Source organism: Cupriavidus sp. 05T41 (assembly GCF_056396525.1).
Genome location: NZ_JBFTLQ010000004.1, coordinates 213,977 through 237,350, shown reverse-complemented (window position 1 = coordinate 237,350; position 23,374 = coordinate 213,977). Strand labels below are relative to the sequence as shown.

The following is a 23,374-nucleotide window of genomic DNA, read 5'->3' as shown; positions in this document are numbered from 1 at the left end:
AACGAACGGTAGATCCTGTTCGAGCACCTGGCGCGCCTGCGATCCGACGATTTGCTGTTGCTCGACCGCGGCTACCCAACTCGCCGGCTGATCCAACACCTGCTGCAAGCGGAGCAGACCGATCGCGCGCTGGTCGAGCAACTGTCCAACCTATCGTTTTCCGAAGCGGCGCACAACGTCGTGCTGATCGGCAGGCTCGCCAGAATTGGATTTCAGAACGGCATTCTGCTTAACGACTCGCCGTACAAAGGTCGACCGGAAATCGTTCAGCTTGGCCGCGACTGACGTATGGAACGACCGGCACATTCTTGCGCGCGGTGATGTGCTGAGGGGCGCAATGATGACGGATTATCGGCTCTGACGTTCAAAAGTAGACCCTCCGATCGTGAAGCGTATGCCGACGCTCGGATAACTAGCAGCCGCTTATCGAGTGCCAGACGCTCCTATGAAGCGCGATGCCTGCTGGCGACGTAAGTCGCCCCACGGCATGCGCTTCATGGCTGGAAACGAAAGGTATAGTAATCGCTTGGATCGCGTCACGGCCACGAACGCATTGCGGCTTTCCTCCGCCATCTCCCGCGCGCGCCCGTTCGCGCGATAGTCAGGGAACGTTCCCTCAGCCATGCCCGCAACAAAGACCACCTCAAATTCAAGGCCTTTGGACGAGTGGACGGTAAGCAATGCAACACCGTCGCGATGAGCTTTTTGCGTTGCGCCCAGGGCCTTGTTGCTCATAAATCCGGCGATCGTTCGCGAGGCGCCGTCCGCGCGAAGGTATTGGTCCCATTCTTGCTGGAAAACGGCTGCGTCCTCGTAGATCGCTCGGCGTGCGTTTTCGTCCAACGTGTCAGCGTAGCGGCGCATTGTCTCAAATGCCGGCATGAGGTCGAGGCGCGCCTTGTTTTGGACAACGGAGGCGATTGCTTCGACCGCAGCCTTGGCGCGCGGGTTGGACGATCGTTGCGTCATCTGCAAAAGCGCCGCCAATGCGTCTGTCGCCGGCCCTGGGGGCGCCACTTTCCACTTCATGGCCAGAGCCGAAAAATGCAGCCGGTCCTTCGGGTTTGCCACCACTCGCAACGCCAGCTGGAAGTCATCCACCAGTTCCGATTCGTTTTCGTGGTTAGCGGTTAAACGCTTGTAGAAAGGAACGCTTCGCCTGCGCAACTCCTTCTCTATCTCGAGCAACGCGAAGCGAGTCCTCCCTAGGATCGCGCATTTCGAAGGTTCGATCCCTCCCTCCACATCCGGGTGCCCTTGCGAAAACAGGTGATCAAGCTCGTCAACAATCAGCCTAGCCTCGTGTTCCTCATCGTCGCCAACGAAGACTCGTGCGTCCCCTTTGATTGGAAGCTGAGCGTTCACCAAATAGTTTGGGTCGATCGAGCGAGCGACATGGACAACTGCTTGCGAGGATCGAAAATTCTCAGTCAACTCAACCCTCTTCGCCTCGAATTCGGAGAAAAAGCGATCCATGTATTCCGGACTGGACGTGTTGAAGCCATAGATAGATTGCTTCGGGTCGCCGACCATCATGACGTTCTTATACTTATCTCCACAGAGCGCGCAGAGCACCGCGTACTGCGCCTCGTTGAGGTCTTGTGCTTCATCGATGCACACGAATTTGTAGAGTCTGCGATAGAAATCAGTCAGCTTTGGGTTATTGGTTAAAAGCCGATAAGCCAACAGCAAGAGATCGTCGAAATCGTAAGCGCCGCAAGCCCTCAACCCGGCGTCGTAGGCATCCAGAACTCTTTGATCGAGATCGTCGCTAAGTACCGCGCAACTGATGGGGTGCGCCTTTATACGCGAGATGGTTTGAAGCCAGCCGTCTACGCGTTTGTTGCGTTCCTTCGGATCAGCTACTTGGTTGATCTCCTCATCGAGCAACGGATCCTCTTTGATCGCCTCAAGCAGGATCTCCTTTCGGTCTTTGTGCTGTTCAAAAATATGTGGCATGCCCTCGACACCGACGAGCTTTCCACGCTCGGTGATCATTTCAAGGCAAAAGCTATGCAAGGTGCCGATAAATGCACGCTGCCGGTGCTGCCCAAGGTCGGACAGGCGGTCACGCATTTCATCGGCCGCCTTGTTCGTGAACGTCAGAGCCAGAACGCGGAAGTGCCCGGGGACATTGGTTAGCAAAAAGCGAATGCGCTCGGTCAACACGCGAGTCTTGCCGGAACCAGGCCCAGCGACAACAAGCAATGGACCGTCGACATGGCGCACCACCTCGACTTGCTGCTCTGATAACCGCGCGTGCGTTAAGCCGTTCATTTTGCTCCTGCCTCCGTTTCCGCCTTGTCGAGTCCGTGAGCCTCGCCAATGATCCTGAAGAGCCGTTCTATGCACGACGGGAAGCGTCGAGCGGGGTCTTTTGACCCCACGATTGTTCGTGCGAGTGGCTTTGCGAGGCGGGTTTTTTCGGCCTTCATTGCGTCCGCCGCGGCCCGAAGCCTCCCGCCATCGCTCTTGTAATCGCGGTTGCCCTTGTCCTTCCCATATGGCAGCCCGTGATTTTTGTCTATGAACTGGTTCAAATACGATGCGTGATTGTGCGCTTCGTTCAATGCTAGCTCGATCTCGGCAAGGTAGTTCTCGGCCAGCAATTGCCGCTCGAAGTTACTGTCCTTCGGAAGCACGACAACATTGGTGGATGCCGCAATGTTGGGCTGCCCCGCTTTCTTCAATGCTTCTTCGAGAGCGGCTACGGGTTTGGTCTCGCCATCGCCTATAACGTACCAAGGTATTTCGAGGCTCTTGGCGAGCCAAACGAACGGAAAATAGTCTGTTCCGTTGGCCCGAACGAAGCTGAAACCCAGTTCATGGATGGAGCATCCCCAATAAGCCTCTGCCCAAATCGGCAGGGCTTGTTCCTCCGTTTGGCCCTCGAATAAGACCACGGCACGGGCAAAAAGAATGTCCCCGCGCGATTCGATTACCGTGTCTTGCAGCTTACGGCGATCGTCGGGTTTAACAAGCTCCGACAGATCGAGCCTTCTGGCGGTCGTATCACCTCCTTTCTTGATAAAAAGGCGGAGGTCTTCTAGTTGTGCCTGTCCGGCAAAGTATGGCGAATGTGTGCTGACCACGCGCTGCCCGGTGATGGCCTTGATGTGCGAAAACAGTGACCGCTGAGCTTGCGGATGGAGGTGCGATTCGGGCTCTTCGAGCGCGAGCACTGAATGGACCTTATCTCCGCCTTCTATCGCATGGGCGCGGCGCCAAGAGGCGAAAGCGCGAAAGACCAGCAGGGAAGCGAGGCTTCTTGTGCCCATGCCATGCCGCGAAAGCGGAAAGGATTGCGCTCCTGCCGTCGAAAATGACACGTCGACGCCCTTCGAAAGATCGCGCAGCTTGCGGGCTACAGGTGCGATGTCGATGCCAGCGCTATCGGCCGAAACGACCACTTGCAGGTCGGTCAAATTCGCTTTGAGGTGCTTGAGTATCTCACTCTTGTTGACGATCTGTTGGTTTATGTCTGAAAGCACCGCTTCCAACTCTGCTACGTCTTCGCCCGCCAAGCCCAAGTCGTCCGTCATTCGGCGCCAGAACGACCCTTGCCGGCGTAGGTCGTCTTCCAAGTCGCGCTTAGCGTCGATATAGTGCAGCGCCACCGGTTCCAGTTGTGCCGCCGTCAACAGTCGTTCCTGGGTCGGGGTCTCAATCCAATCGTCAAACGGTCGCCATTCCTTCAGAAATCTCCGCTCCACCACATAGTCGGCCTTCTCCACCCGCCACTCCAACATCGTCCGAAATGGCATGAACTCAGTGAAGTCCTCATCATCGATGACGATTCCGGTCCCCCACAAAGCCGTCCAGAAACTTCCCTCCGGGAACCTTTCCATGATCGTGCCGTCATGGTCGATTGGCCGAATCCTGACATCAACGATCACCTGTCGATCCTTCGGCGGCATTGCTTCGCCGTGGCCGAGCCGTATGTCATCTTGGCCGAGTAGCTTGCGTCCAGCGCCGACCGCTGCGAACATCGCGTCAAGAAAGCTAGTCTTGCCCGCGTTGTTTGCGCCAATCAGCACCGTCAAGTCGCCCAACTCGACCTCGATGTTGGCCAATGAGCGGAAATTGCTGACGCGCACTTCAGTGATGGCGATGCCGCTGTCGTTCGTATATGTGGACACCAGTTCCCCTTCATGTTTTTTAGCTTTCATGGGTCTTTCTGCGGTGGTGCTAGCTGGCCGTGGTCCTTCACAGAGATGAAATACACGTGTGCGCAGGCTGTCGCCCGTCGCCAGGTTCCCGAAAACAAGCTCATTCGCCGGGCAGCTCGCCGATGTGTCATTATCGTTCGATATTAGCGGCGATCGGACGCACTAACCTCACACTCTCGCGTAAACACTTGAGGGCGTCAATTTGCGGGGCGCCGTCGAACTCCCCATCTCCGGCGGCGTCGATTGCTGCCCAGCACGGCAAGCCCACTGTGCCCCGGCGGTGCAGGCGAGGCCCGCCCACCGCCGCGCGGGCCTGCTCCTGTTGCTCCTAGTGTCAGCGGCGGGCAAAGGCCGCCACCCGCTCATACGAACCGGTGAAGCCTAATGTAGAAGGCAGCCAGAAGGCGTTCAAACGCCGCCAAGAAGTTCACGGCTATTGACACGGTGGCCCGGCATTTTACTTTCGGTGGGTCACGGCACTGACCGCTTTGCGGCGGTTAGATGGCGTGGCGTGATATCTGAGAGCAGTCGCCGTCGCAATAGATTTCGCTGCGGTCGCAACGGCGGCAAACGATGACCTGCGCCCGGCAGGGAGCGCACACAAAGAGGCGGCCAGGCTCATCGGATACCGACCGTTGATGCCGTAGGCAACAAGCACTAATCAGTCACGCAGAACAGGAGTCGTTTCGCCTTTCTGATCGACGCTGCCGTCTGGTGTTGGTTTTACACCGCCGTTCACAGGGGGGAGATAGTAGGCAAGCTGGGCGTCCTCAAGCGGAGGATTGCAAAAAATTTCATCCCTATATCACGGTATTGAGAACAGAAGGAAGCGATAGCTCAGGGCGTCAAATCGGCAGTATTGCTGCCAACCTTGGAGCCATCGTGATATCTAGCAATTCATCGATCGAAAATCTTGTCACATTCGTCATCGTCTTCGTAGGCGGCGCTCTCTGGGCCAAAAGTTTCAGTATTTGCAAAGCCAAGGAACGCGGCCCAATGCTCTGCCAGGCAGAAGCGCGAGGTCTCAATAGCGATCGCTGTGCCTCTGCAACCCACAAGGGAGGCTTGGCATCATGACCCCTTCATGCCCGCGTTGCCATTCTGGACTGGTCGAGTGCCGGAACTACGCGCGGCGAACGGCCGGCACCATTGGTACTGTTGCCGGCGTTGTCGGCAGTGCCTCGGCCGTCATCAGCGGTGCGGAGATCGGCGGGGCGGTCGGCCTTGTAGGCGGTCCTGCGGGTATGGCTCTCGGCACGATTGCCGGGGCGATTCTCGGAGGCCTGATCGGCGGTGCGGCGGGTTGCGCCACCGGTACGGCTATTGGCGAAGTGATCGACGACAATGTTCTCGACAACTATCACTGCCTGGGCTGCGGCCACACGTTCAGCAAGAAGCAGACTTAACCCACGCGACTGAGTACGGTCCTTTCCCCATCTGGCGCGGTTCATCGCGCGCCTCTTCCATTTTTCCTGAGCTGACCGGCTTGTTCCGGTCATATCGCTTTCCTCGTTCTCCCTTTCGCTCATCATCCAGCCCGGCTTCTTGCCGGGCTTTATGCACTTGTTTTATAAAAGGAGTCTCTCATGCATCTCGTCCAAACAATGGCCTATGTCAACGAAACCCCGTGGCATGGCCTGGGCAATCAGCTTGCCCCCAATCAACCGCTCGAAGTCTGGGCAGAACGTGCCGGCATGGACTGGCGAATCGAAGAATCCGAAGTCCGCTTTGTGGACGGCAACGCCGGCCTGGGTTCCATCCACGCCTTTCCCGACCAGAAGGTGCTGTACCGTTCGGACACCAAAGCCCCGTTGTCAGTCGTGTCGAACCGCTATCAGGTAGTGCAGCCTGCCGAAATCCTGGAGTTCTACCGCGACCTCACGGAAGTGGGTGGCTTCGAGCTGGAAACGGCGGGTGTGCTCAAAGAGGGCAAGAAGCTCTGGGCGCTCGCCCGTACCGGTCAGAGCGTGTCCCTCAAAGGCCGTGACCAGGTGAAGGGCTATTTGCTGCTCGCCACTGCCTGCGATGGCACATTGGCGACGACGGCGCAGTTTACCTCCGTGCGCGTCGTCTGCAACAACACGCTCGCCATTGCGCTGGGAGATGGTACGGGCGCGGTCAAGGTGCCGCACCGCAGCCAGTTCGACGCCCAGGCGGTCAAGCGCCAGCTCGGCATCGCCATTTCTTCATGGGACGGTTTCATGGCCCGCATGAAGGCGCTGTCGGAGCGCAGGGTTACTTCCGAAGGAGCGGAGGCGTATTTTCGGCGCGTATTGACCTATCAGGCTGCCAACACGACGGACCGCTCCACCCCGACCGCCAACGACAGTGCCATCAAGGCGGTCCACGAGCTATTTGCGGGACGTGGCAAGGGCGCCACCCTGGCGTCGGCCTCCGGTACGGCATGGGGGCTGCTGAACAGCGTCACCGAGTTTGTCGATCACCACCGCCGCGCCCGTAGCGAGGATTACCGGCGCGATGCCGCATGGTTTGGTCAGGGCGCCGTACTCAAACAGAAAGCATGGGATGAAGCGCTGAAACTCGTTGTCTGATGCCCCACTTATATCGCCGTCATAAAACGCCCGGTTGAACTCACGTTCACCGGGCGTTTTGCCGTCCAAGGAGATTGCAATGTCCCATCCCATCCAGGCCGGGGAACGTATCAAGGCTCGCCCCGCGCTGCGTCTGGTCGAAACACGCGGCTTGAGTCGCGACGACTGGCTGGCGATTCGCAAGACGGGTATCGGCGGCTCCGATGCCGCTGCAGCAGTCGGTCTGAGCCCGTACAAGAGTCAGCTGGAACTCTGGCTAGAGAAAACTGGCCGTGATGCGGAGCTTTCAAAGCCCGACCCCACCGACACCACAGAACCCGTCTACTGGGGGACGCTGCTGGAGCCCATCGTCGCGGCTGCCTACACGCAGCGAACCGGCAACCGGGTCCGCAAGGTCAATGCCGTCCTGCGGCATCCGAGCATCCCGTTCATGCTCGCCAACCTTGATCGGGAAGTTACCGGTGTGTCGGACGTACAGATTCTTGAATGCAAGACGGCGGGGGAGTTTGGTGCGCGGCTCTGGCGTCATGGGGTGCCGGAGTACGTGCAGCTCCAGGTGCAGCACCAGCTTGCCGTGACGGGCAAACGCGCCGCCGATGTCGCTGTGCTGCTATGCGGCCAGCAACTGGAGGTGCATCGCCTTGAGCGGGACGACGAGCTGATCGCCCGGCTCATTCCGCTGGAAGCGAAGTTCTGGCAGTACGTGGAGAGTGACACGCCGCCGCCGGCGGACGGCTCGGATTCGGCTGACCGGGCGTTGCGCTGCCTGTATCCGCGCGATGCGGGAAACACAGTGGATTTTACGGAGGATTGCCGGTTGTCTGCGGCCTTTGCCGACTTAGTTGCCGTGCGCGCCGATATCGCCATGCGCGAAGAGCACGAAGCCAAGCTAAAGCAGGAAATACAGCAGGCCATGGGCGACGCGTCGAGAGCGCAGTTTGAGACCGGAGACGTCTCGTTTAAACGCAGTAAGGGCGGTGCCGGGACCGATCTCAAGCGGCTCCTTGCCGATCACCCCGACTTGCAACCGCTGTACGCGATCCCGAAGCCCGGCTCGCGCCGGTTCCTTATTTCCAGTAAATGTGACGGAGAAAACCCATCATGCTAAAAGGCTTGGCAATCACACCGCCCGTTATCGGGCGCATTTCCATCGGGCGCGTGGTCGAGAAGAACGGCAAGCGCCTGCCAGAGAAGGACGACCAATTCACGATCACCAGCCAGGTGCAAAATCGGGATGGGTGGATTCTGCACCCCCTCGATGACGCCCTGCGCAAGGCGGGCAACAGCAAGCTGCGCTCGATTCCCGTGCGCATGCTCTTCAACGATGCGGACCTGAACCTGAGAGCGGAATACAGCCTTTTCGACCGCGAGACCGGACGGCCGGTCTGCGTCGGCAACGGGGAGACGTGCAAACGGGTGGGCGACGACGGGCTGGCCCATCTGCCGTGTCCGTCGCCAGACGGTTGCCCATTCGGCAAGGCCGGGGGCTGCAAGCCCTATGGCCGGTTGAACGTGGTGATCGGCGACGATGACGAACTGGGGTCATTCATTTTCCGGACCACATCGTACAACTCAATCCGCTCCTTGGCGGCCCGTCTTCATTACTTTAGTGCGGTGTCGGGCGGGCTGCTCGCGTGCCTGCCACTGGAGTTGAGGCTGCGCGGTAAGTCCACCACGCAAAGCTACCGCTCGGCGATCTACTACGTCGACCTTGGCGTGCGGGCGGGCAGTGGCGTCGAAGACGCGATTGTTCAGGCGCGTGAAGTTGACGTTCGTCGCAAGGCTGCGGGATTCGATCAGGCGGCGCTGGACGAGGCGGCACGTCTCGGATTCGGCAACGGCGCATTCGAGGACAGCGATGAAGAAGGCGCGGCAGTGGCGGAGGAGTTCTATCCCGACGCCGTGTCTGTCAGTAGCGACAGTGCGGGTATGGCGGTATTGGGTGCCAGGCCGAGTCTGCGAGACAAACTGGAGCGGAAAGCCGCGGGACTGGCGGGACGCCCAGCATGACCGGCCAGTGCCGTGCCCTGCCGCGTTGTGCGCTGGTGCTGGCGCTGGCCGCAACCGGCACGGCCCTCGCGCTCTCGATGTTGGCCGGCTGGCAGCGCGGCGGGTGGATTGTGGAGCGGCTCGCGTGGGTGGCAATTGGCGCGGTGCTGGTCCTGAGCGCCCATCTGCTGCCTGCCCTCGGCCGGGCTGCCCCGCTTGGAGTTCGCTGCGCAGGTGGTTTGCTGTGGGCCGCTTGCATGATGGCGGCCGGCTATGGGCATGCGGTGTTCTTCCTATTGTCGCAGCAGCACGCGGGTGAGGTCCGGGCCGATGCGGTGACTCCGCCAGTCGCCGTGACTACCGTGACGGTCGGGCCGACTGCGCCAGTCTCCTCGCCTGGTCGCAATCTGACGGCGATTGCCGCCGAGCGGGCGACCGTCATCGCGGCGCTGGCGGCTGCCAATGCGCGTCACTGCATGGGCGACTGTGCGGCGTTGCGCGTGAGTCGGGCGTCCCTCGCGGCAAGAGTCGATGCCCTGCACACCGAGGCGGAGGAGGCAAAGCGCCGGGAGGCGCTGGAGGATTGGCGCAGGACCCAGGCGGAGCGTGATTGGGCGCTTCGCGAGACGTCGCGGGGCGATCCGGTGACAAGCCGGCTCTCGGGGTTGCTGGGTATGCCAGTGGCACGGGTTGACCTGTTGTCAGGCCTGGCGTTTGCTGCTGTGCTGGAAGGCGTGGCGTGCTTGCTCTGGCTACTGGCGCTACCGGGCCGTGACTCGATATCGGTCAGCCCGGTCACGCCCGCCCCGCCTCAACCAAGTGTCGCAGTCATCGCCAGTAACGTGGAAGTCACGGCGAGTCACGAGGTCGTGACGCCTCCCGCGATCACGACGGAGCCTGTCCCGTATCAGGCAGGACCGAAGGACGACTTGGCGCGGCTCGCCCAAGAAATCGCCGCAGGCCGGATTCGTCCCACCGTTGCCGAGATCCGGCGCTATCTCGGATGCGCGCAGGCGCGGGCGTCGGCGCTGCGCAGGCAGCTTAGCCCATCAACAACAAAACAATAGGCCGAAGGCTGGTCGTCTTTTTGGTGCTCTTTTGATCACTTATAACGCCCGTGCCCCGCGAAGGCATGGGCGTGCTCACCCTTTGGAGGAAACACACATGAAACCCCCTTTAGCCTGAACCCGATTGGGTCGCGATTCCGACTCGGTTGCCTATTGGCCACGCCAGCCCCATTGGCGACATTAAAAACGGCGGAGCGCCCGCCGTGTCCTTGGTCCTGCGCCACATGCGCGGTGACTGGGGCGAGCTTTGCCAGGAAGACCGGCAGCAAAGCGAAATGGCGCTCCATGCCGGTATGCGCGTGTTGTCCAACTACGTGCTTTCCACTGGGGAATGCGTCTAGGTAATCACGGAGGCGGACCGGTCGGCGACGACGGTACTGCTCCCCAATGATTACTGAGGTGTGCTCCAGGCGCCAAGGCCGCGAGGGCAGGCCGCTCAACTGCGAGCCAGCCGCGCGGCCAGCCGTTCTACTATCTCAACGATCATCTCGCGGTCATGGTTGCTCAGTTTCAAGAGTAACCGGGCCAGGTAATTCGCCTGATCGTTGGAGCGGTTGCTGACTTCGGTCAGAAGGTCCGCTATGTCACATCGGAAGATATTGGCCAACTCTGCTAAACGCGCGATGGTCGGCATGACAACGCCCCGTTCTATACGGGAAACCGCTTCGTTCCCAATCCCCAGCTGTTCGGCGACCTGTTCCTGAGTGAGATCACAGGCTATGCGGTGCTTCGCGATGGCCCGGCCCACCACCTCAGCCAATCGGTCCATATCTCTATTTGGCATCCCCCCTCCCATTCGACCTGAATGGTTGGGCATCACCCTCTTGACATGAAGTGCTTAAAAGGTTGAGATTCAACCTTTTTGGTCGTTAACGTACTGGTTGTCCACCCGACGGCTCGATTTCATCGAGCCCCTTTTTGCTTCGACAGGAAATTTCCCATGAAGTCATGGCACTACGAGAAAGACAGTCAGCGCCTCGGCGCGGTATCCGCCGCCGACATTGGCGCGCTAATCGAGAATCGCGCAATCGATGGCAAGACCCTGGTCTGGACCCAGGGGTTGCAGGACTGGACTCCGCTCGCGCAAACCGAGTTGGCCGCATACCTGAGCGCGGCAAGCGCTCCCCCCGTCCTGCCAAGCGCCAGGATCAGCAATGTCGTGACCTGGTTCCTCGCCGTCGCTCCCGTTATCGGTCTGCTGCTGGAAGCCATGCTTGCGGGAGCCCTAGCCCCCAATGAGTACATGGCGGAGTACGCGGGTGCACGGGCCGCCAAGACGGGCCAGTACTGGTACGTGACGCTGCTCCTCAATATCGGTCTGAGTCTGCTCGACGAGCGGCGACTGACAAGGGCTGGTGTCGATACGTCAAGGTTCGGAAAGATGGTGTTCATTGTCCCGGTCTATCTCTGGAAGCGCGCGAAGTCGTTGAGTCAGAACCCGGCGTATTTCTGGACGTGGATCGGCACATTCACCCTCACGTTGCTGGCAGCAGCAGCCTGAGCGGAGCCCCTATCCAACGGCAGCGGGTTCGCCGCTGATCAATCAACGCTGGCGTTGACGCCGCCCTTCGGTAGCGCACATGCCCCCTACCAAAGTAGGGTTCAATGGCTAAATAAGCGCCGATAAATGCATATAACAGCCATCTTTTAAGTGACTGCCCCAAAAGACAAGTCTCCAAAAAGGGGCAATGGCAGAGGCCGAGAGCCAGTTTGCGGCCTTCATGAAATTTTCGAATTCTCACATCTTTCGACGGGAAACCCTGCAATGAACAATATTCACGCTAAGAGTCTGTTTGCCACCCTAGCCAGCGCGGCATTTCTATCTGCCTGCGGCGGTGGAGGCGGTGATTCTTCGTCCAGTCCGAGTACGCCAGCCAGCCCCGCACAACCTACCGCTGGACTCACAGGTAAGGCAATCGATGGCTATCTTGTCGGAGCTAAGGTCTGCCTGGATGTGAATAGCAATAACGTCTGCGACGGGGGCGAGCCGAGTACGACCACCGACGAAAATGGCAACTATGGATTGGTGGTAGACGGTTATGCTGCCGCTGGCAAGAAGGTGCTGGTGGTGGTCACCCCGACGACCAAGGACAAATCCCGTCCCGGATATGTCTTTCCGGCACAGTTCACCTTGTCCGCCATGGTCGACGGCCAGACTGCCCAACACGTTACGCCATTGACCACCATGATTGGTGCACAGATGGAAGGCGGAGCCAGTCAAATCGCTGCCTACCAAGCGGTGGTGTCGCTCGTCGGCGGTTCGGTCAACCTTAAGGACGACTACATCGCCAATGGTGACGGCAATACGGCGGCCTTTGCCAGCCAAGTGGTGGACAAGGTGACCGAGCTTGCCAAGTCTGGCCTGAGCGATCCGGACACGGTGCGGGCGATCATGAACGCCATCGTGACCAAGGGCAGCGTGACGGCCGTGACCAAAGCGGATGTCGACGCTGAACTCGCCAAGCCAGTCTACTCCAGCGACGTGGATGCCAAGGCTTTGCTAGCAGATCAACCCTCCAGCTATAACACGCTGGTCTGGGATTCTCCGACCCAAAAATCGTCGCCGGGCCGCAAGCGCTGGACACTGACCGACCAGGGCTTGCAAATTTTTCGGGAAGTTTACAATGCCCAAGCACAAAACTGGACCGCACTGACCAATATCCACGGCGTCGGTGAAAACTACGGTGAAGACTACGGCGACTACCTGCTCAAGGCCGACGGAACGTGGTCGGGCTTTATCCCGCAACTCAAGCAAGGTACGCAGTACAACCTGGCGAGCGTTACCGGTAACACGGTGACGGCAGTCGATCCGAATACCGACATCACCTACAACCTGGAATACCGTCGCACCGCGCTGGGTGGTCGCTCGTTCGTCGATGCGCTGCCTGTCTGGGTCGACGACTGGACCCGTGCGAAGGTGAAGGGTGCTTTTCCTGCAAGCAGCGATGGCTACCTCGGTATCCTCTCCAGTAAGCTCGACGCTGTAGCCCTGCCGGTGTTCAACTTCTGCCCGACGGCCCAAACGAACTTCCCGGTGATCACCGAAGACGGCTACACCCACTGCAACGTGTTGGGTGATGCTACCAAGCAGTACACTTCGGTCGACCAAGTTATCGGTGTGGAAGTGCCGGTCGGCGGCAATAGCCGCCTGGTGCTGGGGGCTGACGGCAAGGCACAGATCGTGGACTACGTTTCCAAGCAGGTTCTTCTGGACAGCAGCAAGATCAGCTGGGCGCGCACTGGCCGTAGCTCCAACGTGCTCGTGATCAACCTGGCGCTCAAGGACCTCGGTAGCGTTTACATTAACGATCGCTTCAATGTCGTGCTGCGTCAAGGCGGCAACTTGGTTGTTGCGTTGCACAACGGTCACCTGAAGCTGGGTGAACTGCTACCGGCCGTCACCGGCAAGCAAGCCGAAGTGCAACTGAAGACTTCAGTCTTCGACCAACTGATGAGCGCCCTGAAGCAAGCTGGGCTGTTCTGACGGCATAAAGCCGGCACACCCGTCGCTTGGGTTGTGCCGGCCTATTTTTTTTGTCGTGGTCCATCGCTATGCCGGCTCGTCTCGGCGCGGTCAAGGGCCGCACGCCTCGCAGTGAGGTTTTTTCTACTTGTACATAAAACTGTCATGAAATCGCCAGAGCATGGCGAGCATACCCACTGAAGGTCGGGGCGGGCATGACAGACACGAACGACACCGGCATGTCCGGGGATGGCGGCGACAAACTGCTGCCTGTGGCGCAATACGTTCGGATGTCCACGGAGCATCAGCGCTATTCGACCGAGAATCAGGCCGAAGCCATCGCCGACTACGCTGCGGCGCATGGCATGCGGATCGTCCGAACCTATCGGGATGATGGCAAGAGCGGGCTGAATATCGAAGGCCGAGATGGTTTGCAAATGCTTCTGTCGGACGTACGAAAAGGAGCCTGCAATTTTTCTGCGGTCCTCGTCTACGACGTCAGCCGTTGGGGGCGTTTCCCCGACCCCGATGAGGCGGCCGTCTACGAGTACACGTGTCGTCAGCATGGCATCCGCGTGATCTATTGCGCTGAGCAATTCAACGATGACAACTCCATGGGCTCGACGATTCTGAAGAATCTCAAGCGGAGCATGTCGGCTGAGTTCTCGCGCGAATTGTCCGTCAAGGTGTTCGCTGGCCATCGAACGCTAGCCCTCCGCGGCTATCGTCAAGGTGGGGTCGCGGGTTTCGGCTTGAGGCGACAACTCATCGACCAGGATCACAACATCAAGGGTCTCTTGCGGCTGGGCGAAAAGAAGAGCATTCAGACCGATCGAGTTCTCCTGGTGCCCGGTCCCGCGGAGGAAGTCGCCACCGTTCAGCGCATATACTCGCTCTTTCTTGAGACCGGACATCCCGAGCGTGTGATTGCATCGACGCTCAATCGCGAAGGAATCTTGACGGATCGAGGTAGGTCATGGACGCGCGGGACGGTGCATCAGATTCTTACGAATGAGAAGTACGTCGGGAACAATGTCTACAACCGCACGTCTTTCAAGCTGAAAGTTGAGCACAAACGCAACCCGCCCAGTGAATGGATCCGCAAGGACGGCGCATATGAAGCGATCGTTTCTCCGGAATGGTTCGTGCGCGTCCAGGCCATCATCGCCAGTCGGTCGCGACATCTGGATGACAACCAGATGCTCCAACTTCTCAAGCAAATCCTCGACCAGAACGGTGCATTGTCCGGATTGATCATTGACGAGCAGGATGGCGTTCCTTCCAGCGCCGCTTATCGGAACCGGTTTGGCAGCCTACTTCGGGCCTACGGCCTGATTGGGTTTAGACCGACGCGCGACTATGCGTACCTGGAGACTAATCGCGCCTTGAGGCGGCGCCATCCCGCAGTTCTCGCCGAGATCGAAGGGGGCGTCGCGAACGTGGGCGGATGGTCGCGACGCGAGGATGCGACCGAGCTCCTGATCGTTAATGGAGAATTCAGCACATCAGTCGTCATTGCCCGTTGCCAGTCAACCTCAGCCGGCGCCCGCCGCTGGCGCATACGCCTCGATACCAGCCTGGAGCCGGACATCACTCTTGTGATTCGGATGGACGTGCAAAACCTGCACCCACATGACTACTACCTGTTTCCCGCCCTAGACTTCGCACCAGCGTCGATGTCCTTGGCGGACAGCAACGGTTTTTCCCTGGATTCTTATCGGTTCGACACGCTGGACGTCTTCTACTCGCTAGCCACACGCGTACCACTTGAGGAGGCTGCATGACGAACTCTCCCCGCCAGATCCAGATGATCCCGATTGACGCAATTTTGATCGCCAATCCTCGCGCTCGGAATCCCAAGGTTCATCAGGAGATCACTGAGAATATCCAGCTTGTCGGGCTAAAGCGCCCCATCACGGTTCGACGAATTCCGGGCGCCGATGAGAAGTACGCTCTCGTGTGCGGGCAAGGCAGAGTGGAGTCCTTCAGGAATTTGGGGCAAAGTGAAATCCCTGCGATCGTCATTGCAGTGGATGAGGAGACCGGGCATGTGATGAGCATCGTGGAGAATGTCGCGCGGAGGAATCCACGAACCAGTGAAACACTAATGCAGGTCGCCGCGCTGCGCGACAAGGGTTACAGTGCTGCGGAAATCGGCAAGAAGATTGGTTGCTCTGCGTCTTGGGTCAACAACGTTACCACTCTGATCGACAAGGGCGAGAAGCGCCTTCTCGCGGCGGCCGAGGCGGGGTACATCCCATTGCATATTGCAGTGAGCATCTCGCGCGCCAACAACGCGGGAGCGCAGGAAATACTCCTTGAAGCCTTTGAGAAGGGCGAACTGAAGGGCAAGAAGCTGAGTGTGATGCGCGGTATCCTTGAGCAGCGAGGTCGCGTTGGAAAGGACTTGCGTAGCAATCCGCTATCTCGAAACACCAGCCAGAAGCGCCTAAGCGCGGACGAGTTGATCAAGCTCTACAAGCAAGATGCCGAGAAGCACCTTCGGATACAGAAGAAGGCAGCGTACACGCGCAACAAGCTATTGGTCATCGGCGAGATTTTCAAGGAGTTGTACGCAACCAAGGATTTTGTCGATCTACTCAAGAACGAGGAGCTTGCCTGCGTCCCCCAGCCCTTGGTTGATATCGCTCACGCGGGAGGGCTCATGTGATGAACAAGCCGATCAAGCTAATCGAGTGGGGCTTCGAGGGGGAGTGGATCGACGTGCCATTGACGGCACTCCACCATTCGAAGGCGGTTCCAACGAATATCACGACCAGCAAGAAGTACCTGCAGATCCGAGCCTCCGTGGAGGCCATCGGCTTGGTTGAGCCGCTGGTGGTGATTCCGCATGCCTCGCAGCACGGCTGTTTCAGCATTCTCGATGGTCACCTTCGGGCAGAAGCACTGCGGGACTTGGGTGCGGAGAGCGCCAGATGCCTGATTGCGAAGGACGACGAAGCGTATACGTACAATAAGCGCGTCAGTCGCTTGGCCTCGATACAGGAACACAAAATGATCATGCTGGCCTACAAGCGGGGTGCGTCGGCAGAGCGACTAAGCGTAGTCCTGGGAATTGCGGTAAAGACGATCCAAATGCAATTCAAGATGCTTGATGACATCTGCGACGAGGCCATCAAGATCCTTGCTGACAAACCGGTGCCACGCCGAGTGTTCTCCGTGTTGCGCCAAATGGATGCGTTCCGACAAATCGACGTCGCCAACGCGATGATCGGTCTTGGCAACTATACGTTCAAGCTCGCACAGGCGATGTTGCAGACGACGCCGCAAGAGCATCTTGTTGAGAAATTCAAGAAGAAGGTGGAGAGGGGCGGAACCATCGAGACGGTCCAGCGCCTGGAACGAGAACTTGCGTCCATTCAGAACGACACCAAACTCCTCGAGGAAGACTTCGGTCCCGATAACTTGAAGCTGGCAGTGGTCAAGACGCACATCACCTCCTTGCTGGACAACGCGCGCGTTGTCCGTTGGCTGGCACAGTTCAAGCCGGATTATCTGCGACAGCTTCAGATTGTCGCGGAGATCAAACAGCTGCCATCGGATCCGGAAAGGAAGTTTGCGTAGGCGACGCATGGTACCTATGGCTTGGGTCCACGGCCTGCCCAATTGCCTGAATCCGGAAGCACGGCACCAGAGAGTTCGATCGAAGTCTGTCGCCTTCCCATCACCACCATTCCAAGGTCAACCGTGCTCGGTTGGCCCTTTGCGTTGCCGCCTTGCGGCTCGCCGAGCCTAACTCGAACGGTCGGAGTGATGGACTAGGCGAATCGCCCCACGTCCCTTCGCTGTAACTGGACCGCTGTCTTTGCGGCCGCCGCTCAACAGGTTCAACATCAGGTTGAACGTTAGCGCATTGATCTCCTCTGGCGGGATCAATAGCTCGTCGGCGACATCAGATCTCGATACCCCCTCATCGCGAAGCGCCTTGAACACCTTTTCAAGGACGAGAGATCTCTCGTGCATCGCGCCTTCGGGTTCCGTGGTGCGGTAACCAGCCTCAGCTAGCTGAATACAAAGAGTCCGGTATATCCAGTCTGTCGTCATGCCAAGCGCATGCAGTCGATAGTTCAGAGCTGCAACAGATACCTTCCAATAGTGTTTTGAATGCACCAATCCAGGAAGCGTCGGTGCGCGAGGTCCGTTGGCCAAGACGCTCTTCTTGGGCATTAGAAAGGCAGAAGCAAAAGCGTTTGCCTCACGTTCCAATTCCGGCCCTTGAGTTTGCCCGTGGCGGTGCAAGACCAAATGTCCAAGTTCGTGCGCTGCGTCGAACCGACAATGTTCTGCCGATTTGAACGTATTCAGGAACATGAAGGGCTTGCCGCCATGCCACATCGAAAACGCATCGACCTCTTTCGCATCAATCGCCAACGAGAAGACGCGCACGCCCTTCGATTCAAGCAACGCGATCATGTTTTTTACCGGCAATTCTCCAAGACCCCAGTGCGATCGGAACGCCTCCGCGGCAGCTTCTGGGCCATATGCCGTTAACTTCGTCGGAAAGGGGATTTTGTCTTCATAGGATTTGCGGTGGGCTAGAGCTGTCAACGTGCCTGGCTCACGACCGAGATCGGGAAGATCGGGCTCCGGTAGGTTGAAATTCTTCTCCAACCAATCGCTCAGCAACAACCCAATGGCGCCCGAGCCAAGCGCGGAATCTCGTTGCCGCGCACTCATCTTGGACATCGATCGGAAGCTTGCAATCCCCTCAGTCAACTCTTCAGGGTCTGCGGCGAAGAAGAAGGCCTCGGGGAAGTTGAGAGCCTTTGCGATCCGTTGGACATTGGGGGGCTCCGGCTCTTGGTCACCCTTCTCATAGGCGGATACTGATCGTTCGCTGACGCCAATGCGTTCAGCGACCTCGCGTTTTGTCATGCCTCGCCGGCGCCTAGCCAGCGAGAAACGCTTTGAATTAAACATACGGCGACTTATGCAGACTTGCGACTGACGACGATATCGACGTCGGGAAGTTGTGGGGTAGGCAGAGACTTACGGTTGTCGTCCAACGAAATCGCGCCCAGCAGGATGCGCTCCGACCAAGAGGTCACAAAGCGTTCGGACACGTCATAGCCGTTGGGCCGTGATAGCTCCAATCGAATTTCGGAATCGAATAGCCTGTGTAGCAGAATCCACGTATCGACGGCCGGCTCGGCTTCGGACGCGGTGGGCAAGGTTTCGGGAAAGAGGTCGGCTGTTTGGTTGTCCTGGACAGCCTTGACCGTGCGGGGTCCCTTCTCGCTCTTATTTGATGGGATTCGGCTTTTTTCACCGGTTCCTGCGTCTCCAGATGCGACGGCGATGGCCAGATTTAACTCGGGATTGATTACCAACTCATAGTGGCCCTCGTCCTGCTTTTCCCATCCGCGAGGCACCAGGGAATCTCTAAGCGCTGCAACAGTCTCATTCGTCAACGTTGCATAGCGATACAGGCGTGGGTGGTGAGAAGTCAACCGCGCACGATACATGTTGGCTTGCAAAAGTGCATCGATCAAGACTTGACGGTCTAACTGGAGTGATGCCAAACGAGCGTCCACGTCGTTTGTTTCATGGACTATCACGGTCGCGAGCATAGAATCCTTTCAAGAAGGGGGCTTCCGATTATTGTACCTCATTTGTGGATGAGAAACCGGAAGCGCGTTCTCGGCGAGGTCCTATAGCGATGTTCTGCAAGCAGCGCGCGACCATCATTGGGTTGTTTCGCTGGGTCGAACGCATAGACCACGCCGCCCTTGCCTAAAGGGCGAAACTTGCCCGCCGCCTTGGCCGCGAATGGGCTGGCAAGCAGCGTTGGGGGCATACGGGCGGGATCGCCAACATAGGCTAGATACAGAATGCAATATCGAGTTCTCGATCGGCTCTATAACGCTGGGCTGCGCCAATCTCAGTCGGCCCCATCTCGAAGCGCAGCAGGTCGCCGGTGCTCGCCTTGACCTCGTAGTAGTAGGCACGGTTTTTGTGGCAACGATGAAGTCGTATCCCAATCAGCCCGAGCCACCACTCGTATTGAGCTACCTATTTGGTGGTTGACTTAAAACGCCCGCTCGCGAAGGCTTCGCTCATTGAGCTTTTACGCTCACCTTCCTCGGCGGCGGCGCGCTCTCGCTCCTTACGGATTCGCTGCATCGCAGATTTGAAGGTCGCCATGGTCATCTCGAAACCGTCCGCATTCAAGGCGTCGAGAACCTCCTGCCATGAAGATCGCCGCAACGCACCGTCTACATGGTCGTATAACAGGCGTAGCCGACTTACTTTGGAGCGAGCGGAGAGTCCACCCTTACCGAGAGCATCTAGCCGCTCCGCCAGCTTCTTATCATTCTCATTCACAACTCTTCCTCTCCCACGTTGTCGATCCATCTTGCATCTATCTTGCATCTTTAATGCCTATAGCAAGGCGTAGAATACCTCCATGGCGCATCTATTCCCATCATCTCCACTGGTAGCTAGAACCTAGGTGCAATTTTATCTTGCAACCATAGTGCATCGCCAATGCATGCTTCTTGTATCAATTTGCACCTACCCGCATGGTCGCCTGCATCGCGCCATAGCGGTGCTATGGCCGATATTGACTACCTCGTCCGGCGGGAATTGAACTGGCAATTCCGGTGGCATACCGTCAGCTGCACAATCCCTGGCGCCATCAACGCCATGTGGACCCTGCTACTCCTCGGAGCGCTGCCGCCGAGCTTCCAATAGTCGTGGCTGTGTTGGCATGTCGGGTCCGAGCCATCTTCCGGGGAGTCCGCCCAATAGCGCTCGGCTTCCACCATCTGGATTTTTCAGCGTACCAATTGACGTGCGGCTCATCCAACGTCCCATGCGCGGCTAATCGACTACTGGGCAGGTGACTAGCATTCCACAGAGCCGATCAGTCCCGCATACGAGAGGCGACGCAGTGCTGCGCGAGGACAAAGAACCAATACTGCATGGTGGAAGAACTAGTTCTGTATGGCGACGAACTAACTCCAATGCGCTTTCGGGACGTCAGTGGGTCCCTGCCCTGGGGCGGGCGGGGTAAGGTCCTATCGGATCAGCTCCGTCCCCCGCGCCCCGTTATGTTTTGCGAGGGCGGCCAGCTCCCGACTTCGGCTGCGGCATTCGCCCAGTCCCAAAGCGCTTGCACTTGGCGGAAGGCTTCACATGCACATACTGATCCTTCTTCGCTAGGTAACCCAGGGTGCGCATCAGGTGCCCGCGCTTGACCTCATCGTGGTGGTCGACCGGACCAATCGCCCACAAATCACCGTAGTTCTCCTTGTCGCGATTGCAGTTGTGGTAGATACCCCTGCCTTCGGTGATGACAGCCTCCCAGTACTGGCCGATCTGTTCGGCCAGATATTCATGCTTTTGCACTTTGGAGCCGTCCAAGAAGAATGCGCAGTGGAGGTGATAGCCGCTCACGCGCGACCATTCGAGACTCCAAACGAACCCAACCATGTGTTTGAACAAGGAAGGCTTACTGCGCATGTTTGCGAACAAGTGCTCGCGATCCTTCATCGCCTCCTTGACATCAACGCGTGCCAGCGTCTCGCGCCTGGTAAGCTCCTCTTCGCCTTCTTGATCACCAAAGAATCGCATCTGATCCATGGATGAAAGTTCCAATAGCTTATTGCGCGCCTGCCTGATTTCCATTTCGCTCAGAGTAGCTATCCTGTAGAGGAAATCTACCCGCAGCACTAGTAGTCGCGCATACCTATCGAACAGTGCATTTACATAACTATCCACGCGCTTAAGGTTCTCCGTCGTATTGCGCTCCCAGTCCGCAATCTTCCTTCTGACGTTGATCGAATTTCCCTTTCTGCGCAGGGACTCGATAAAGTTGTCGAATACTTCGGCCTCCGTACGGCCATCAGGAATGAGGCGATTCTTATTCTTCCACATGCACGAGCAGAACGGGTACTCGCGGTAACAGTCGAAGAAAAGTTGAAGGTGCGGTGCGTAACTCAAGTCTGAAGAGTACAGCTCTCGGAAGCTGCCAATAATTCCGAAGTAGTTTGCAAGGCTCGAAGCAGGAATCGCTATTTTTTCGTGAGCACGCAATATTATCTTGAATGCGGGGGTTTTCTCGCTAAGCACAGTCCTCATAAATAGAATCAAATCCCACAAGGCCTTGTTGTCCTGTCCGATCAGCTCGAGTTTGCCATCTTTGCGTCGTGCCGAATTCAGTGTTGCGTCAAGTTTATTAATGTCATCAACTAATATTCTGTTGAGCTCCTGATTTGCTTTTCTCGCCATCTCCATTCTCAATTTTTTGGGTAAAATATGCGGGGGTTTCAATGCGCGCGTGTTATTGGTTGCGTCTCGAATGTGGTTGGGATTTGTCTTGTTTTTGGAGGGGTGTTTGTTAATGGTTGATATATATCCTACTAATAACCAGAATTGCGGGGCTATAAACTCCGTGCAAATCACAGGGATTGACCTATTCAGTCTTCCGGAAAATACGAACCCTGAGCTTGTTATGTCATATGCGGAAACGTCCCGTTAATGCAAAGGCAAGGCAAGGCAAGGCATAGACGGCTCACGTGACACCTGTTCGATGTCGCGTGAGCACTCGCGCGTATTTTCTTGATGTGATCGTTGTCAGTCCGTGAAAATCCGTGTAGGTACGCAGGTGCACCGGCAAGGTGCGCGAGCCATTAGGCCGGTCGGTTGACCCAAATGGGACCCAAAATTCTAGAATGGGGATACCAACCGAGCGATGCAGGGCAGAGGCCTACGCTTTGCCTTGATTAGCGAGCGCCTCGAATGCGTCGGCAGGCCAGAGAAGGCGACGATTCGGAAGCTTAATGGGGCGAACGCCGTGGTAGCTGCCAGTGAGCGAGTAGCGCTTGCGAATGGACTGCGCCTTCAAGGAGATGGCAGCTGCGAATTCTTCGGTGGTGAGGCGACGGATCGTAGTGATCGTCGAGGGATGGATTGGCGTCATTCGGGGCTCCAAGCTGGGTGCGAAACTGAACACGGTTTAGCGCAACGTGAGGCTGTCTCGATTGATGGATGTGGATCAATCTGGTAGCTTGGAGCGAACGTTATCGGGGCTGAGAGGCGCGTGGAACAGCTGAGAAGGCTAACGAAGTACGTCGAAGTACGTCGAAGTGCGTCGAGGTACTTCGACAACTACCGAAGGCTATTGGCGTGGACCCTGGTGCCCAAGCGCCCTCCAACGTCGTATCAAGCGATTCGTCAGCTGATCTTTTGTTAGCTCGCCAACTTTGTTCTCATCATTGGTATATACCAAGCTCCCTTGCTCGCCAAAGCTGCCGTTAAATGGAGGCTCGCTCTCTAGTGCCAGCCCTTTCAGCTCCCGAAGGACATCGGGCGTTCTATAGGTGGCAGCTCGTTCGATAGCCCTGTCGATGGCGGAATCTAGGCTATTCCGCTTGCCCTTGGCGCCGTGGACTATTACCTTCATCTCGTATCGAGCATCTTTGGCTGAATTCTTCAACGCGTCGGGAGTGCTCTGCGCTGATTCACCGGGTTTGACGTTGGAGTCGCTAAAAGCCTGACTGGCGGGAGTGGCGCCCACTTCCGCGGACGGAGAGCCGCAGAATAAATGAAGAATTCCGCACCTGCCGAGAAATTCCATCAGCTCCGTTCGTTCGAATCCAATTTCGCTCAGCCGCTGGAAGTCATCCCCATTTTTGAATTTCCCTTCGCTAGTTGGAATGTCGTTTGCTATTGGCCAGTTATCAAAGCGGCCGGTCTGATAGAATTCTTCATATCTATCAAAGTAGCGAGACATATGCACCAGCATGGGCATCGCGTCATTCCGTGCTGCTTCACTGAGCTTGGGTCTTCCCGTTTCCCCCCAGTCAAACCAACTCGGCCCTTGTTCTGCTGCGTTGTGCAGGTGTTGATCAATAATCGACGCTGCTTGCGAGGCTCTAAAAGCCATCAGAAAGAGGCCGTTGAGCATGCCAATCTTGATGTTGTGGTTGCCCTCTAAGGCGTGAACTCTGCCGAAGCGATCGATGAAAGGGGTAACCGGTATCTCCTCGCGCTTCAGAACACCATCCTTCCATCCAACTGGTATCGAGACATGCTTTGCGACAGAGTCCACGAGTTCCAATACTGAAATAAATTCCACCAATCCCCCTGATACGGAGCCTTTAGACAAGG

20 protein-coding genes are annotated in these 23,374 nt (G+C 57.6%); 11 read left to right on the top strand and 9 right to left on the bottom strand.

What is annotated here, in order from left to right; genetic code table 11:
* The first annotated feature begins 51 nt into the window (after nt 1-51).
* Nucleotides 52-285, top strand: a complete 234-nt coding sequence (locus AC1DKV_RS04095) for a hypothetical protein (protein ID WP_477137493.1) — start codon at nt 52-54, stop codon at nt 283-285.
* Between the two features lie 138 nt (nt 286-423).
* Here the strand turns inward: AC1DKV_RS04095 and AC1DKV_RS04090 are convergent, their stop codons facing one another.
* Nucleotides 424-2,277: an ATP-dependent helicase gene (locus tag AC1DKV_RS04090; RefSeq protein WP_477137492.1), complete on the bottom strand. Its 1,854-nt coding sequence runs from the start codon at nt 2,275-2,277 to the stop codon at nt 424-426.
* Complete coding sequence (locus tag AC1DKV_RS04085) at nt 2,274-4,169, bottom strand: ATP-dependent nuclease (protein WP_477137491.1); 1,896 nt, start codon at nt 4,167-4,169, stop codon at nt 2,274-2,276. The genes AC1DKV_RS04090 and AC1DKV_RS04085 overlap by 4 nt, the downstream gene beginning before the upstream one ends.
* 1,073 nt (nt 4,170-5,242) lie before the next feature.
* On the opposite strand from AC1DKV_RS04085, the gene AC1DKV_RS04080 reads away from it, so the two are divergent.
* The 5 genes from AC1DKV_RS04080 to AC1DKV_RS04060 all read left to right on the top strand — a co-directional run bounded on the left by AC1DKV_RS04080 (nt 5,243) and on the right by AC1DKV_RS04060 (nt 9,777).
* Entirely contained in the window at nt 5,243-5,575 is a 333-nt protein-coding gene (locus AC1DKV_RS04080) for a hypothetical protein (RefSeq protein ID WP_477137490.1), read from the top strand.
* Nucleotides 5,576-5,755: 180 nt separating this feature from the next.
* Complete coding sequence (locus AC1DKV_RS04075; protein WP_477137489.1) at nt 5,756-6,721, top strand: DUF932 domain-containing protein; 966 nt, start codon at nt 5,756-5,758, stop codon at nt 6,719-6,721.
* 79 nt (nt 6,722-6,800) lie between these two features.
* Nucleotides 6,801-7,829, top strand: coding sequence for a YqaJ viral recombinase family nuclease (locus AC1DKV_RS04070; RefSeq protein ID WP_477137488.1), 1,029 nt, complete (start codon nt 6,801-6,803; stop codon nt 7,827-7,829).
* The gene (locus AC1DKV_RS04065; RefSeq protein WP_477137487.1) at nt 7,823-8,731 is read left to right on the top strand and encodes a recombination directionality factor; all 909 of its coding nucleotides are present in this window, start codon (nt 7,823-7,825) and stop codon (nt 8,729-8,731) included. The genes AC1DKV_RS04070 and AC1DKV_RS04065 overlap by 7 nt, the downstream gene beginning before the upstream one ends.
* Complete coding sequence (locus AC1DKV_RS04060; RefSeq protein WP_477137486.1) at nt 8,728-9,777, top strand: hypothetical protein; 1,050 nt, start codon at nt 8,728-8,730, stop codon at nt 9,775-9,777. The genes AC1DKV_RS04065 and AC1DKV_RS04060 overlap by 4 nt, the downstream gene beginning before the upstream one ends.
* Before the next feature lie 436 nt (nt 9,778-10,213).
* On the opposite strand, the gene AC1DKV_RS04055 is transcribed toward AC1DKV_RS04060, so the two are convergent.
* On the bottom strand, nt 10,214-10,561 hold the full coding sequence (locus AC1DKV_RS04055) for a helix-turn-helix domain-containing protein (RefSeq protein ID WP_477137485.1): 348 nt from the start codon (nt 10,559-10,561) through the stop codon (nt 10,214-10,216).
* Between the two features lie 156 nt (nt 10,562-10,717).
* On the opposite strand from AC1DKV_RS04055, the gene AC1DKV_RS04050 reads away from it, so the two are divergent.
* The 5 genes from AC1DKV_RS04050 (at nt 10,718) to AC1DKV_RS04030 (ending at nt 16,825) form a co-directional block, all read left to right on the top strand.
* Nucleotides 10,718-11,278 carry a DUF4339 domain-containing protein gene (locus tag AC1DKV_RS04050; protein WP_477137484.1) on the top strand — a complete coding sequence of 187 codons (561 nt, stop codon included), beginning with the start codon at nt 10,718-10,720 and terminating at the stop codon, nt 11,276-11,278.
* 264 nt (nt 11,279-11,542) lie between these two features.
* Complete coding sequence (locus AC1DKV_RS04045) at nt 11,543-13,261, top strand: hypothetical protein (RefSeq protein WP_477137483.1); 1,719 nt, start codon at nt 11,543-11,545, stop codon at nt 13,259-13,261.
* Between the two features lie 194 nt (nt 13,262-13,455).
* The gene (locus AC1DKV_RS04040) at nt 13,456-15,024 is read left to right on the top strand and encodes a recombinase family protein (RefSeq protein WP_477137482.1); all 1,569 of its coding nucleotides are present in this window, start codon (nt 13,456-13,458) and stop codon (nt 15,022-15,024) included.
* Nucleotides 15,021-15,911: a plasmid partitioning protein RepB C-terminal domain-containing protein gene (locus AC1DKV_RS04035; protein WP_477137481.1), complete on the top strand. Its 891-nt coding sequence runs from the start codon at nt 15,021-15,023 to the stop codon at nt 15,909-15,911. The genes AC1DKV_RS04040 and AC1DKV_RS04035 overlap by 4 nt, the downstream gene beginning before the upstream one ends.
* Nucleotides 15,911-16,825 (top strand): plasmid partitioning protein RepB C-terminal domain-containing protein, encoded by a 915-nt coding sequence (locus tag AC1DKV_RS04030; RefSeq protein WP_477137480.1) that lies wholly within the window; start codon nt 15,911-15,913, stop codon nt 16,823-16,825. The genes AC1DKV_RS04035 and AC1DKV_RS04030 overlap by 1 nt, the downstream gene beginning before the upstream one ends.
* A gap of 168 nt (nt 16,826-16,993) precedes the next feature.
* On the opposite strand, the gene AC1DKV_RS04025 is transcribed toward AC1DKV_RS04030, so the two are convergent.
* From AC1DKV_RS04025 to AC1DKV_RS04000, 6 genes are all read right to left on the bottom strand, one after another.
* A complete protein-coding gene (locus tag AC1DKV_RS04025) occupies nt 16,994-18,181 on the bottom strand; it encodes a helix-turn-helix domain-containing protein (protein ID WP_477137479.1) in 1,188 nt (395 codons plus the stop codon).
* An 8-nt stretch (nt 18,182-18,189) separates the two neighbouring features.
* The gene (locus tag AC1DKV_RS04020; RefSeq protein WP_477137478.1) at nt 18,190-18,831 is read right to left on the bottom strand and encodes a hypothetical protein; all 642 of its coding nucleotides are present in this window, start codon (nt 18,829-18,831) and stop codon (nt 18,190-18,192) included.
* Between the two features lie 442 nt (nt 18,832-19,273).
* Nucleotides 19,274-19,585, bottom strand: coding sequence for a hypothetical protein (locus tag AC1DKV_RS04015; RefSeq protein ID WP_477137477.1), 312 nt, complete (start codon nt 19,583-19,585; stop codon nt 19,274-19,276).
* A gap of 726 nt (nt 19,586-20,311) precedes the next feature.
* Complete coding sequence (locus tag AC1DKV_RS04010; RefSeq protein ID WP_477137476.1) at nt 20,312-21,493, bottom strand: YagK/YfjJ domain-containing protein; 1,182 nt, start codon at nt 21,491-21,493, stop codon at nt 20,312-20,314.
* Between the two features lie 478 nt (nt 21,494-21,971).
* The gene (locus AC1DKV_RS04005) at nt 21,972-22,184 is read right to left on the bottom strand and encodes a DNA-binding protein (RefSeq protein WP_477137475.1); all 213 of its coding nucleotides are present in this window, start codon (nt 22,182-22,184) and stop codon (nt 21,972-21,974) included.
* 198 nt (nt 22,185-22,382) lie between these two features.
* The gene (locus AC1DKV_RS04000) at nt 22,383-23,372 is read right to left on the bottom strand and encodes a hypothetical protein (RefSeq protein WP_477137474.1); all 990 of its coding nucleotides are present in this window, start codon (nt 23,370-23,372) and stop codon (nt 22,383-22,385) included.
* Nucleotides 23,373-23,374: the final 2 nt, after the last annotated feature.